Raw genomic sequence first — 12,819 nt, forward strand, 5'->3', positions numbered from 1 at the left:
CTATGAGAGCTATCAGCGGATGTGAATGGTACTTGGGCAACTCGCCCGCCGGCGCGGCGGAATAGTGCGGGGTGCGGGCCCGTTGCCCCGAGTAGCTGCTGGGTACTCAGGAAGGGCCGTGCAACGATGCTGCCGCTGAAGGAGCCGTCTCGCCCGGAGCCGCTGGTCACCGCCTGCGGTCGCCGGATCCTGGTCGGAGCGCTGCGGGTGGACATCCCCGGGCGACCGATCGACCGGATCACCTTGAACATCGGCCCCGAGCAGGGCGGCCAGTCGCGGGTCTGGGCCGGCCTGAGCCCGGCCGAGGCCCGCGACCTCGCGCACCGCCTGCTCGCCGAGGCGGCCCACGCCGAGCCCGGAGCCGCCGGCTGAGGCGCGCCCGGAGCGTCGCCGACCGAGGCGCGCCCGGGATGCCGGCGACCGAGGAGCCCCCGGAACGCCGGTCAGAACCTCGGCCGCGCGCCGGTCCACTCCGGCCGCACCCGCCGCACCTGCGCGGCGTCGTCGCGCCGCCGGATGCCGCACCGCAGGTACTGCTCGTGCAGTTCGGCCAGCGCGTCGTGGTCGAGCTCCACGCCCAGACCCGGCCCGTCCGGCAGCCGCAGCGCGCCGTCGGTGAAGACCAGCGCGCCGGGCTCGACCACGTCCTCGCGCTGCCAGGGGTAGTGGGTGTCGCAGGCGTGGTCGAGCGTGGGGGTCGCGGCGGCCAGCTGGGCCATCGCGGCCAGGCTGACCCCGAGATGGGTGTTGGAGTGCATCGACAGGCCGAGGCCGAAGGTCTCGCAGATGCCGGCCAGCCGCTGGCAGGCCCGGAGCCCGCCCCAGAAGTGGTGGTCGCCGAGCACCACCTGGACCGCGTCGCGCCGGATCGCCTCGGGCAGGTCGGCGAAGCCGGTCACGCACATGTTGGTGGCCAGCGGCAGCCCGGTGCGGGCGGCGACCTCGGCCATGCCCGGGAGGCCGGGCGTCGGGTCCTCCAGGTACTCGAGTTCGCCCTCCAGGGCGGCCGCCACCCGGTGGCTGGTGGCGATGCTCCAGTTGGCGTTGGGGTCCAGCCGCAGCGGGTGGTCGGGGAAGGCGGCGCGCAGCGCGCGGACCGCCTCGATCTCCCGTGCGGGCTCCTGGACGCCGCCCTTGAGCTTGAGCGAACGGAAGCCGTACAGCTCGACCATCCGGCGGGCCTGCGCGACGATGCCGTCCGGGTCCAGCGCCGCCCCCCACGGGTCGGGGCCGTGGGCCGGCTCGCCGGGGTGCTCGGCCCAGCGGTAGAACAGGTACCCGGCGAAGTCGACCGAGTCGCGCACGGCCCCGCCGAGCAGGTCGGCGACCCGTCGGCCGGTCGCCCGGCCCTGGGCGTCCAAGCAGGCCACCTCGAAGGCGGCGACGACCTGCGCGACGGTCTTCGCGACGCCCGCCGGGCCGATCAACTCGGTGGGGGAGGCGGCCCGGACCCGGCCGAGTGCCCGGGTGACCCGGCGGGTGAGGCCGTTGAGGTCGAAGGCGTCGAGCCCGGGCAGCGCGGCGGCGGCCTGCCGCAGGGCGTCCAGCGAAGGGTCGTCGCCGTAGGCCTCGGCGATCCCGGTGAGGCCCGCGTCGGTGTGCAGCTGGATGATCGACCGCAGTGCGTAGGGCTGGTGGACGCCGGCGGCGGTGAGCAGCGGCGGGTCCGCGACGGCGACGGGGGTGATCTCCACCGCGGTGACGGTGAGCGCGGTCGACGGGCGGACTCCTTCGCGGTCGACGGGCTCCTGCGTGGTCAACTGGCTCCTGCGTGGTCGACGGGCAGGTTCCTTCGCGGTCAACGGGCGTACTCCTGCAGGATCCGGCGGCCGGCCGAGATCACCTCGGCGAGCCGGTCGACGTGTTCGGGCGCCGGATCGCTGAGCGGCGGCCGGACCGGCCCGGGGTCCGGGCCGGCCAGCCGCACGCCGGCCTTCACCAGCGAGACGGCGTAGCCGCTTCCCAGCCTGCGCAGTTCGACCAACGGGCGGTAGAAGTGCTCGAGCAGGGCGTCGACCAGCTCCCGGTCGTCCGCGCGGTAGGCGCGGTGGAAGGCCGTGGCCAGGTCGGGGGCGAAGCAGAAGGCGGCCGAGGAGTAGCCGGTCACTCCGATGCCCCGGTAGGCGAGTTGGGACATCTCGGCGGTGGGCAGGCCGTTGAGGTAGCGCAGCCGGCCGGCTCCGTGCCGCTCCCGGACGGCGCAGATGATCCGCTGCATCAGGTCGAGGTCGCCGTGGCCGTCCTTGAAGCCGACCACGGTGGGCAGCTCGGCGAGGTCGGCCACCACCTCGGGGGTGAAGACCGCGGTGCCGCGCTGGTAGACGATCAGATCGAGGTCGGTGCTCCCGGCCACGGCCCGGTAGTGCTCGCGCAGCCCCGCCGGGTCGCCGGCGACCAGGTAGGGCGGCAGCACCAGCAGCCCGTTCGCGCCCGCGGCCTGCGCGGCCCCGGCGAACTGGCCGGCCAGGGCCGCGCCGTAGCCCACGCCGGCGACCACCGGGACCCGCCCGGCCGCCGCCCGCACCGCGGCCCGCACGCACCCGGCGTACTCCTGGAGGCCGAGCGAGGCGAACTCGCCGGTGCCGCAGCAGGCGAACACCGCGGCGGGCCCGGCCGCCAGCCGGGCGCTCAGGTGGGCGGTGAAGGCGTCCAGGTCGACCGCGCCGGCCCGGCCGTCCGGCTCGCGGCGGAACGGGGTGACCGGGAAGAACAGCAGGCCGTCCAGCCGGTCGGCCAGCCGGGGGCCGGTGCGGGGTGTCGAGGGCATGGCGCGGGTTCCTCTCCTGCGTGGGCGGGCCGCCGCGGTCACCACCCGCAGCCCTCTGATGATGCCCACGGTGGGCCCGGTCGTCGGGCTCGGACGCGGCGCCGGACGGGTGACCCGGTGGGTGACCCGGTGGGTGACCCGCCCGCCGCCCGGTCAGGAGACCAGCGGCGGCTCCGCCAGCTCGGTCAGCGTCACCGTGCACAGGCCGCCGCGCTCGGCCTTCACCCCCGTCACCTTGAGCCGGGTGCCCGGCAGCAGGATGAACTCCTCCTCGCCGGTGAAGGCGGAGAAGTCCTGGATGCCCGCGGCCCGCACCGGGCGCACCTCGAAGAGCGTGCGCCGGCCGCGGCTGCCCAGGAAGGACCGGGCCACGCCGAGCTCGGGCGTGCAGGAGGAGACGCCCCACCAGGTGACCGTCCGCCCCAGCGGGTACTGCGACCGCAGGTCCAGCGAGACCCCGCGCCACAGCGGCTCGGTGCGGGCGGGCAGCCGGGGGACCGCCGCGAAGAGCAGCCGCAGGTAGGGCAGGTAGGGGACGATCCTGCTCCGGTCCGGGGAGCGCAGCACGGCGTTGATCTCCCGGTAGAACGCGGACTCGCAGGTGTACAGGTACAGGGCGGCGATCGCGTCCGCGGACAGGCCGGCGTGGCCGCCGTCGGCCAGGTTTGCGGCCGTGGCGTCCGCCCGGCGCTTGCCGAACTCGTCGGAGAGCGCGATGTACCGGTCCAGCCCGGAGAGCAGCTCGCCGACCGGCGCCACGGCGTCCCGGAAACCCAGCAGCGGGGTGTCGAACACGCCGGTGATCGCCGGGAGTTCGAGCCCCTCGTCCTTGACGCTCGCGAGTCGTTCGAGGTAGAGCTGGTGCAGCTCCATGGTGGAGGTGATGAACGCGCCCATCCGCTCGGCCACCTCGCTGCGCGCCCCGTCGCCGCCCGCCGGGCCCGCGTTCCAGCCCCGGCTGGGCAGCCAGTCGACCTCCTCGGCGCCCACCGCGCCGAGGGCCGCGTTCAGCAGGCCGAAGTGGTCGCCGTCGCAGAAGACGTCGCCCTGCGCCGCGGGGTTGGGGTGGTCGATGTGCCGGACCTCCACCCCCGGGTACTTCTTCTCGAGCCGCTGGACCACCCGCTTCAGGCCGCGGGCGTGGGCTCCCCACCAGGCGAAGACCACGCCGCGGTCCTCCTCGTCCGCCTCCTGCTTGGCCCGCAGGATCTCCTCGACGATCCGCTCGGCCACCGGCCGCCAGAACGCGGTGTGCTCCTGCGGCCCCATCGCGCCGTCGCCGCTGGCGGTGAGCGCCGCGTTGAGCAGCAGCACGCCCTGGGTGAGCATCGCCTGGAACCACTCCGGCGGCTGGACCGTGTCCCGCTCCTTCAGCAGCGTGCGGACCTCGGCGATCGGGGTCTTCCTGGCGATGCCGTACTTCCACATCGCGGCCGCCTTGATGATGCAACGGATGCTGACCACCCGGCCGAACTGGCTCTCCTTCCAGTCGTGGAAGGTGTTGTCGAACATCGCGATGCCGGTGGCGCTCTCCGGTCGCGGGTACGGGTTCTGACCGAAGATGACGACCCGCCACTTGTGCGGCGCGTTGGGCTTGAGCGCCTGGAAGGTCAGCTCGCGCACCGGCACGACCTGCGGGCTGCGCGCGGGCCCGATGAACTCGGCCGCGCCGGGCTGTGCCTCGATCACCGGCTTCAGCACCGGCAGCCACGGTTCGCCGCCGCCCCGGAAGAGGTCCGCGAGCGCCAGCGGGTCGGTCGGGTCCGGCTGGGCGGGGGCGTTGGCGTCGGCCATGGCGAGGCTCCGAATCATCGAACCGGGGAAGGTGGCGAAAGCCCGTCAGTTCGCTGACGGCGCCCCACAGTCATAGCGACCGCGACTGACAGCCCGGCCGCCGGTCCGACCGCTCCGGCCCTGGTGAGGAGCGGTCGCCGGCTTGTCAGTGGCGCGCCGTAGCGTTCGGAGCAGTGGATGGGACCCGCACCTCAGCGGGACCCCGCACCTCGACGGGCCCCGCACCTCGACGGGACCCCGCACGTCGACGGGCCCCCGCAACCCGATGGGAGTGGAGCATGACCACGGACCGCGTACCGCCGCTCAGGGTGGTGCTGACCGACCTCAACGCGACGGTGGTGGAGGCCTGGCGGGCGGCGTTCGCCGACACCCCCGGGATCGAGATCCGCCAGGGCTCGATCCTCGACGTGCAGGTGGACGCCTGGGTCAGCCCCACCAACGCCCGCGGGCGGATGGACGGCGGCCTCGACGCGGTGATCAAGCGTCACCTGGGGGCCGGCATCCAGCTGCGCGTGCAGCGGGCGATCCGCGACCGGTACGCCGGTCACCTCCCGGTGGGCAGCGCGGTCTGCGTCCGCTCCGGGGCGGCCAACCCGAAGTTCCTGATCTCGGCACCGACCATGGAACGGTCGACCCAGAACGTCAGCGAGACCCTGAACGTGGCGCTGGCCTGCGCCGCCGCCTTCCAGGCCGTCCACCGGCAGAACGGCGAGGCGCCGGGCAGCATCACCTCGCTGGCCCTGGTCGGCCTGGGCGCCCAGACCGGCCGGGTGCCGGCCCGGGTGTGCGCCAACCTGATGTGGACGGGCCACACCCTCTTCAACGACTTCGCCTTCGAGGACGACGACGAGCTGCGCAGCACCGTCCTCACGCAGCTCGCCGACATCGACAGCGCCCCCGCCACGCGGCGGGTCCGGATCAAGCCGCCCGCCCGGCGCGGCAGCAGCCGCTGACCGCCGGCGCCCACGGGCGGGCTCAGTCGGGCTTGCCCAGCGCCCGGGTGACGGCCTCGCCCACCGTGCGGGTCAGGCCGCCCTCGCACTCCACGCCGAGGGCCAGAGCCAGGTCCCTGCCGTGCAGGTCGACGAGCGCCTCGACCAGGTCCGCGAACGAGGCCGCCGCCGCGCGCCCACGGGTCACGCCGGTCGCGGCGGTCAGGGCGCCGATCAGTGCGGCCGGCCACCACCACACGGCCAGCACCGCGTACCCCGCGCCCCACGCGACCAGTCGGGCCGCCGACGCCAACGCGGTGCGGGCGCCGTCCAGTTCGGCCCGGGTACCGTCGGGCGCGAGCAGCCACAGGTGCGGCCAGGCCACCGCCAGGTCCAGGTGGTACGCGCGCCAGACGCGCTGTTCGGGAGCGGCGATCCGGTCGCCGGTCCGGAAGGCGTGGCGGGGTGCGGTGGGCCCGATCCGGTTGCGGGCCGCGAAGTGCCGCTCCGCCTCGTCCGCGAGCGCGCCGGCGTCGTCCGCGTGGCCGATCCTGGCCCGCCCGGCCGCGACCAGTGCCGCCCGGTACCGACCGTCGGCCTGCTGCCACCGGCGCAGCCGCCGCGCGGCGAGGCGGCGGGTCAGCGGGCCGCGGACGTCGATCAGCCAGGCCTGCTCGACCCACCCGCCCAGCGCCTGGGCAGCCGCACCGGTGGCCGCCGCGCCGGCCAGCACGGCGACCGCGGCCACCGCGATCACGCCGGGGCTGTGGGCGCCGGGCGCGGCGGCCAGGCCGTCCAGCCGGGCGCGCAGCGGCGCCGGGTCGTGCCAGTGGCGCTGGCCCAGCGTCGTGGCCGTGCCGAGCGCCACCAGGTAGATCAGCCCGGGCACGGCCAGCAGGGCCAGCCACCGCTCGGCCAGCTTGTCACCGAGGGCGGAGACGAAGGCGGTCACGACCGCAACGCGATCTCGCCCAGCGGCTGGTCGAAGATCCGGCAGCGCGGGGACTCCGCGCCGTCCGCCGCCGGCGGCTCGACCCGCGGGCAGTGACCGCGCGGGCAGGCGAGCACGTACAGCAGCGGGTGGCCGGGGCCGCCGCCGGGCAGCGGCTGGTAGCCGGGGGCCGCCCCCGACCGGTACGAGCCCAGCCCGGCGCTGTGCCCGGCGAGCAGCAGCAGCTCCTCCAACTCGTCGAAGGAGTCCTCCAGTTCCTCCGGCGGTCGGCCGCCGCGCAACTCGGCGACGAGGAACTCGGCCAGCCGCTGCGCCGGTTCGCCGGCCCCCAGACCGTCCCGCGACGCGGCCAGCCGGCGGCAGAGCCCGCCCAGCCGCGCGTGGCCCGCCGCCTGCTCCCCGCCCTGCTCTCCCGGTCCACCCTGCTCGCCCTGGTTCAACCCCTGCCCCCTTTGTGCCGCCAGCATAACGGCCTTCCGGGACACCGTTGTTGGTTACGGCTCGGGGAGCGACAAGAATGCCGCCTATGCCTGCCGCCGCTCCCACTGCTCCTTCGTGATCTCGTACCGCACACCCCCGTGCTCGGAACCCTCGACCGCCATCATGTCGTCCGGCGTGGGGATGCTCTCCATGAGCGTCATCCCGAGCTTCTCCATGACGTTGCGCGAGGGGCGGTTCACGGTCATCGTCTCGGCCCAGACCAGGCGGATCCCGAGCTCGGCGAACCCCTTCGCCAGCAGCGCCTGCGAGACCTCCGTGGCGTAGCCGCGGCCCCAGGCCGCCTGGCGCAGGCGGTAGCCGAGTTCGGCCTCCTCACGCGGGCCGCTGCGGAGCGGACGCAGGCAGAACCAGCCGACGAACGCGCCGGCGTCCTTCTCGTGCGCGGCGAACAGGCCGAGGTCGTGATCCCAGCGCTCGTAGCCGGCGAGGATGCTGGGGATGGCGAGGTCGCGGACCTCCTCCGGCGGAGTCGGAGCGCCGCCGGTCAGGTAGCGCATCACCGCCGGGTCGCTGTCCAGTTCGATCAGCAGGTCCGCGTCGGCGGCGGCGAAGGGACGCAGGGTCAGGCGCTCGGACTCGAGGTAGGTGGTCACGTGAGGAGCATGGCCGAGGCGGGTCCGACGGTCCAGGCGTTTTCATCATGGCCGAGGACTCGCCTCTCTCGCTCCCCAAGTCGTTATGGTTAACCATCGTGCGACACCTGGGGGGTGGCCATGTCGTACCCGGACCGGCATGTGCTGGACCCGGACATCGAGCGGTACCGGGCTGCGCTCGCCGAGCCGTCGGCCGACGAGGGGGCCCGGGTGAGTGCCGCGGCGAACCTCCGCACGTGCCTGTACCGGCGGTGGTCCGCCCTCCACCGGGTGCCGGACCGGGACGAACTGATCCTGCTGGGCGACCGGTTCCCGGGCCCCGACAGGCTCCGGGAACAGGACCTGCTCTTCCGTGGCGAGGCGCTGGCCGACCGCTACCTGAACGAGCGGCGGGAGGAGGACTTCGCCGCGGCGGTCAGCGCGCTCGGCGAAGCGGCGGAACTCCCACCGGCGCGGTGCAAGAACCGGCCGGCCGTCCTCAACGCCCTCGGCGCCCTGCTGCTGACGCGCTGCCGGCAGAGCGGTGATCCGCGCGACCTGGCGGCCGCCGAACGCATCCTGCGCCGCTCGCTGGGCCGGCTGCCGTCCGCGGACCCGTGCCGGCCGGCGGTCCTGGGGAACCTGGCGACGGTCCGCCTCCGAGCGTTCGAGGTCCACGGCGAAGCCGCTGACCTGCAGGAGGCCGTCGAACTGCTGCGCACTGCCCTGGCGTTCAGCCCGGCCGGCGCGGAGCTCCGCCCGGTGCTGCTGCAGAACCTCGGCCACCTGCTCAGGGTCCGGATCGAGCAGCAGCCCGATCCGGCCGCGATCCAGGAGCTGCTCCGGGTCGCCAGGACCGCCCTGGCCGAGGCCCCCGACGACCCGCCGGACGATCCCGCGCGGCTCGTCGCCCTGGCCGGGCTGGGCGTGGCGCTGCGGATCGCCGCGGAGTACACCGACGGCGCCGCGCTGCTGCCGGAGTCCGTCGAGCTGCTCCGCGAGGCGGTGCGGTACAGCACACCCGGTGGCCCGTTCCAGCACACGACCCTGAACAGTCTGGGCAACGCTCTGCTCCGGTCGGCCCAGCAGACCGGCGACGCGGAGCTGCTGGACGAGGGCATCGACGCCCTGCGACAGTCCCTGGCACAGGCGCCGCCGGACGAGCAGGACGATCCCGCCATGGCGAACCTCGCCGGCGCGTTGCGGGAGCGCTACCAGCAGACCGGCGACCTCGCCGCGCTGCGCGAGGCCGTCGACCTGGCCCGGCAGGTGCGCCGCTCCCCGCTCCCGCCCGGCCTGTCGGCCGCAAACCTGGCCAACCTCGGTGTCATCCTGCAGAGCTGGCACCAGCGGACCGGGGACCGCACGGCGGCGGAGGAGGCCGTCGAGGTCGCCCGTGAGGTCCTGGCCGGCACCCCCGCCGACCCGGCCGGGCGCGGCGAGCAGCTGAACCAGCTCGGCAATGCGCTGCATGCCCGGTTCGAGGCGAGCGGTGACCTGGCCGACCTGGACGAGGCTGTGGACCTCGGGGCGCAGGCCGTTGCGCACACGGCGTACGGCGATGCCCGGCACGCGCGCTTCCTGCAGGCCCTCGGCGGAACACTGCTCGCGAAGGCCGAGGCCACCGGGGACCGGGCGGTCCTGGAGCAGGCCGTCACGACGCTCGGCCGGGCGGCGTGGGCGCCCTGCCACACGGAAGAGGTCCACGCGGACCACCTGCGCTCCTACGCGCGCGCCCTGCGCACCCTGTACGCGGCGGGCCGCGACCCGGCGGTGCTGCGGGCCGCCGAGGACGCCTTCTGGCAGAGCGCCTCGATCCCCGCCCAGCCGGCGTCCAGGCGGATCGGAGCGGCCTTCGACGGCGGCGCGGCCGCGGCGCACGGCGGCCGGTGGGAGCAGGCCCTGCGCGGGTACCGGCTGGCGATCGAACTGCTGCCCTTCGGCGTCACCCGACGCCTGGCCCGCAGCGACCAGGAGTACCGGCTCGCGACCGTGCACGGCCTGGCCGCCGACGCGGCTGCCTGCGCGGTCAACGCCGGTCGCCCGGAGGAGGCGGTCCGACTGCTGGAGCAGGGCCGCGGGGTCCTGCTCGGGCAGGCCCTCGCCGCGCGCGGCGCGTGGGAGCCGCTGCGGGCCGCGCACCCGGAGCTCGCCGAGCGGTTCCTCGAGCTCCGCGACCGGATCGACGCCCTGGCCGCCGAGGACGCGCAGCACGGCGGCGCCGGCGCCGTGGTCGACGAACGGCACGCCCTGGCCGTCGCGTGGGAACAACTGCTGACCCGGATCCGCGAGCTGCCGGGCTTCGCCGACTTCCTCGCCGTCCCGCTGCTGGCCGACCTGCTCGCCACGGCCGACCGCGGACCCGTCGTGCTCGCCTACTGCAGCGCGTACCGCAGCGACGCGCTCGTGCTGACACCGGGCGGAGTGCGCACGGTACCGCTGCCGCAGGCCACCCCCGCGGCGGTGGCGCACCAGGTGGCCCGACTCGACCGGGCGCTCGCCGCCGCCACCGATCCGGCAGGGGAGCAGCGGGCCCAGCAGGACATCGCCGAGGTGCTGGCCTGGACCTGGGACTGCGTCACCGCACCCGTGCTCGATGCGCTCGGCCTGCTCGGTGCGCCGCCGGGCGACGCGTGGCCGCGGCTCTGGTGGTCGCCCGGCGGTGCGCTCGCGGCGCTGCCGCTGCACGCGGCGGGCCGCCACGGCGGGGCGGCGGACGGCTCGCGGCAGAGTGTCCTCGACCGGGTGATCTCCTCGTACACGCCCACCGTGCGCGCACTGGCCTACGCCCGAGACCGTGCGGCGCGCCCGCGCCCCGCCGGCCGCTTGCTGGCGGTGGCCCTGCCCGACACGCCCGGCGCGGCCCCGCTGGGCGGCGTGCGCAGGGAGGTGCGGGAGCTGCGGCGGCTGCTGCCGACCGACGTGCTCAGCGGGGCCGAGGCCACGCTGGGCGGCGTGCTGCGGGTGCTGCCCGGCTACTCGTACGTGCACTTCGCCTGCCACGGCGTGGGCGACCCGGACGACCCGTCGAACGCCCGCCTGCTCGTCCACGACCACCGGGACCGCCCGCTGACGGTGCGCCGGCTCTCCCGGCTCGACCTGCCGGAGGCCAGGCTGGCGGTGCTGTCGGCCTGCGAGACGGCGCGGGGCCCGGAGCGGCTGGCCGACGAGTCGATCCACATCACCTCCGCCTTCCAGATCGCCGGCTACCCGCACGCGATCGGCACCCTGTGGCCGGTGCACGACGTGGTGGCGGTGCGGGTCGCCAGGGAGTTCTACCGGTTCCTGCGGGCCGGCCGGCCCGCGGACGCGCCGGGCCTGGACGCCGACCGGTCCGCCGCCGCGCTGCACCACGCCGTCCGGCAGTGCCGGGCGGACTTCGGCCGCAGTCCCAGCTTGTGGGCGGCCCACGTGCACTCCGGTGCCTGACGAGAGGAGCGGATCCACGTGGTCCGATGGTGGCGTCGTCATCCCCGAGCACAGGCGGCTTCACAGCCGGACCCGGGCCCAGAAGTGTCCGAGGCCCGGGTCCGGCCCGAGCCGGATCCCGCCCCCGAGCCCACGCCGCTGCCAGCGCTCCCGCCCGGGCCGGAGCAGCGGGTGATGGGCCACGTGATCCTGACGATGGAGGTCGACGGTGCCGAGCAGGAGCTCGTCCGGCATCCGCTGTCAGCCGTCGAGTGGTACGCCCGCAAGGCCGACGCCCTCGAGGCGCGCCTGGGGCTCCGGCACCCCGAGACCATGGCCGCGCTGCGCGACCACGCACGGGCGCTGGCCGAGCTCCCGGAGCGCCGCGAGGAGGCGCGTGAGCGTCTCACGGCGATCGTCCGGAGCCAGGCGGAACTCCTGGGGTACGTCCACGAGGAGACCCTGGCGACCACGGCCGTCCTGGTCGCCCTGTTCCGGGGGATGGGGGAGCTGGACCGGGCCGAGGAGGGCGCCCGGGACGTCCTGACCAGACGTGCCGAGCTGCTGGGCCACGACCATCCGGCCACGCTGGAGAGCGCCGCCCTGCTGGCCGCCGTGCTGGAGGACCTCCACCGGGCGCCCGAGGCCGTCGCGTTGCGCCGGGACGTTCTGGAGCGCACGCGGCTGTTGCGCGGCCCGGACCACCCGGACGTCTTCGCCCACGCGAACGTCCATGCCGCAGCGCTGATCAAGGCCGAGCGGTGGGAGGAGGCCGAGCGGGAACTGCGCGAGCTGATCGGACGGATGGAGCGCTGCGGGGAGCCCGAGGACAGTCTCCTGGAACCCCGGGCCAACCTCGGTGCCGCGCTCTGCCGACTCGACCGCTTCGAGGAGGCGGAGCGCGTGTTGCGGAGTGCCCTGGCCGTCCAGGAGCGGACCGGGAGGGGCACCGACGAGCTCTCGCGCTCGATCCGCAACAGCCTCGCCGCGCTCCTGCACGCCCAGGGCCGGTACGCGGAGGCCGCGCACCTCCTGCGGTGGACCCTCGCGGCCTGGACCCGGAGCCACGGGGACGGGCACCTGGCCACCGTCCGCGCCCGGAACAACCTGGCCAACGTGCTGATCGACACGGGCGACCGGCAGGAGGCCGGCGAGCTGCTCCAGCGCTGCCTCGACGACTACCGCCGCATCCTCGGCCCCGACCACCCCCAGGCGCGGAGCACGGGCGAACAGCTCGACCAGCTGCGGGGCCCGCAGTCCTGAGCGGGCCGGCGCACGACGGCACCTCGAAGCACCGCCGGCCCGGGCCGCCGCCGGCGCGGGTGGCATGATGGCGATCATGCGTGTGACGAGCGTTCAGATCGTGCCGTACGACCCCACCTGGCCGACCCTCGCGGCCGCCGCCATCGCGGACCTGCGCGGGGCGCTGGGCGAGGTGTTGGCGGAGGTCGAGCACATCGGCTCGACCGCGGTGCCCGGTCTGGCGGCGAAGCCGGTCATCGACCTGATGGCCGCCGCCGAGGACCTCGACGCCGTCGAGCAGCACGAGGACGCACTGCTCGGGCTCGGCTTCCGGCGCCACCACAACGGCATGACCGACCGCCTGCTCTACGCCCGCGCCACCGACGGCGTCCGGACCCACCTGCTGCACGTCGTGACGCTGGCGAGCTGGCCGACGCGCAACCAGCGCATCCTCCGCGACTTCCTGTGCGAACACCCCGAGGCCGCGGCGCGGTACGCGGGGCTGAAGTGGCAGCTCGTCGGGGACGGCACGGCGCCGCGCGACTACGCGCGGGCCAAGACGGAGCTGATCCAGGAGCTGACCGACCGGGCCCGCGCGCAGCGCGGCCTGCCGTCGGTGCCCGTCTGGGAGAAGTGAGCCACCGGGCGTTC

General features: G+C 75.2%; 11 protein-coding genes. 5 read left to right on the top strand and 6 right to left on the bottom strand.

Features of this window, described 5'->3' with window-relative positions:
• Nucleotides 1-126 precede the first annotated feature (126 nt).
• On the top strand, nt 127-372 hold the full coding sequence (locus ACQRUO_RS17295; protein ID WP_428316823.1) for a hypothetical protein: 246 nt from the start codon (nt 127-129) through the stop codon (nt 370-372).
• Nucleotides 373-443: 71 nt separating this feature from the next.
• Here the strand turns inward: ACQRUO_RS17295 and ACQRUO_RS17300 are convergent, their stop codons facing one another.
• The 3 genes from ACQRUO_RS17300 to ACQRUO_RS17310 form a co-directional block, all read right to left on the bottom strand.
• Nucleotides 444-1,760 carry an enolase C-terminal domain-like protein gene (locus tag ACQRUO_RS17300; protein ID WP_428316824.1) on the bottom strand — a complete coding sequence of 439 codons (1,317 nt, stop codon included), beginning with the start codon at nt 1,758-1,760 and terminating at the stop codon, nt 444-446.
• A 38-nt stretch (nt 1,761-1,798) separates the two neighbouring features.
• Nucleotides 1,799-2,767: a 5-dehydro-4-deoxyglucarate dehydratase gene (locus ACQRUO_RS17305; RefSeq protein ID WP_428316825.1), complete on the bottom strand. Its 969-nt coding sequence runs from the start codon at nt 2,765-2,767 to the stop codon at nt 1,799-1,801.
• Nucleotides 2,768-2,920: 153 nt separating this feature from the next.
• The gene (locus ACQRUO_RS17310; protein WP_428316826.1) at nt 2,921-4,561 is read right to left on the bottom strand and encodes an ADP-ribosyltransferase domain-containing protein; all 1,641 of its coding nucleotides are present in this window, start codon (nt 4,559-4,561) and stop codon (nt 2,921-2,923) included.
• 278 nt (nt 4,562-4,839) lie between these two features.
• On the opposite strand from ACQRUO_RS17310, the gene ACQRUO_RS17315 reads away from it, so the two are divergent.
• On the top strand, nt 4,840-5,514 hold the full coding sequence (locus ACQRUO_RS17315) for a macro domain-containing protein (RefSeq protein ID WP_428316827.1): 675 nt from the start codon (nt 4,840-4,842) through the stop codon (nt 5,512-5,514).
• Between the two features lie 22 nt (nt 5,515-5,536).
• Here ACQRUO_RS17315 and ACQRUO_RS17320 read toward each other — a convergent pair whose 3' ends face one another.
• The 3 genes from ACQRUO_RS17320 to ACQRUO_RS17330 form a co-directional block, all read right to left on the bottom strand.
• On the bottom strand, nt 5,537-6,445 hold the full coding sequence (locus ACQRUO_RS17320) for a hypothetical protein (RefSeq protein ID WP_428316828.1): 909 nt from the start codon (nt 6,443-6,445) through the stop codon (nt 5,537-5,539).
• Nucleotides 6,442-6,885 (bottom strand): hypothetical protein, encoded by a 444-nt coding sequence (locus ACQRUO_RS17325; RefSeq protein ID WP_428316829.1) that lies wholly within the window; start codon nt 6,883-6,885, stop codon nt 6,442-6,444. The genes ACQRUO_RS17320 and ACQRUO_RS17325 overlap by 4 nt, the downstream gene beginning before the upstream one ends.
• Nucleotides 6,886-6,969: 84 nt before the next feature.
• A complete protein-coding gene (locus ACQRUO_RS17330) occupies nt 6,970-7,539 on the bottom strand; it encodes a GNAT family N-acetyltransferase (protein WP_428316830.1) in 570 nt (189 codons plus the stop codon).
• Nucleotides 7,540-7,659: 120 nt separating this feature from the next.
• On the opposite strand from ACQRUO_RS17330, the gene ACQRUO_RS17335 reads away from it, so the two are divergent.
• From ACQRUO_RS17335 to ACQRUO_RS17345, 3 genes are all read left to right on the top strand, one after another.
• Nucleotides 7,660-10,947 (top strand): CHAT domain-containing protein, encoded by a 3,288-nt coding sequence (locus tag ACQRUO_RS17335; protein ID WP_428316831.1) that lies wholly within the window; start codon nt 7,660-7,662, stop codon nt 10,945-10,947.
• 174 nt (nt 10,948-11,121) lie between these two features.
• Nucleotides 11,122-12,189, top strand: a complete 1,068-nt coding sequence (locus tag ACQRUO_RS17340) for a tetratricopeptide repeat protein (protein ID WP_428316832.1) — start codon at nt 11,122-11,124, stop codon at nt 12,187-12,189.
• Nucleotides 12,190-12,265: 76 nt separating this feature from the next.
• Complete coding sequence (locus ACQRUO_RS17345; protein WP_428316833.1) at nt 12,266-12,805, top strand: GrpB family protein; 540 nt, start codon at nt 12,266-12,268, stop codon at nt 12,803-12,805.
• Nucleotides 12,806-12,819 lie beyond the last annotated feature (14 nt).

Source organism: Kitasatospora sp. LaBMicrA B282 (assembly GCF_050325825.1).
Lineage (GTDB): Bacteria > Actinomycetota > Actinomycetes > Streptomycetales > Streptomycetaceae > Kitasatospora.

Coding starts and splice junctions, on each gene's coding strand:
- ACQRUO_RS17295 (WP_428316823.1), top strand. CDS start 127: ATGCTGCCGCTGAAGGAGCCGTCTCGCCCGGAGCCGCTGGTCACCGCC.
- ACQRUO_RS17305 (WP_428316825.1), bottom strand. CDS start 2,767: ATGCCCTCGACACCCCGCACCGGCCCCCGGCTGGCCGACCGGCTGGAC.
- ACQRUO_RS17310 (WP_428316826.1), bottom strand. CDS start 4,561: ATGGCCGACGCCAACGCCCCCGCCCAGCCGGACCCGACCGACCCGCTG.
- ACQRUO_RS17315 (WP_428316827.1), top strand. CDS start 4,840: ATGACCACGGACCGCGTACCGCCGCTCAGGGTGGTGCTGACCGACCTC.
- ACQRUO_RS17335 (WP_428316831.1), top strand. CDS start 7,660: ATGTCGTACCCGGACCGGCATGTGCTGGACCCGGACATCGAGCGGTAC.
- ACQRUO_RS17340 (WP_428316832.1), top strand. CDS start 11,122: ATGGGCCACGTGATCCTGACGATGGAGGTCGACGGTGCCGAGCAGGAG.
- ACQRUO_RS17345 (WP_428316833.1), top strand. CDS start 12,266: ATGCGTGTGACGAGCGTTCAGATCGTGCCGTACGACCCCACCTGGCCG.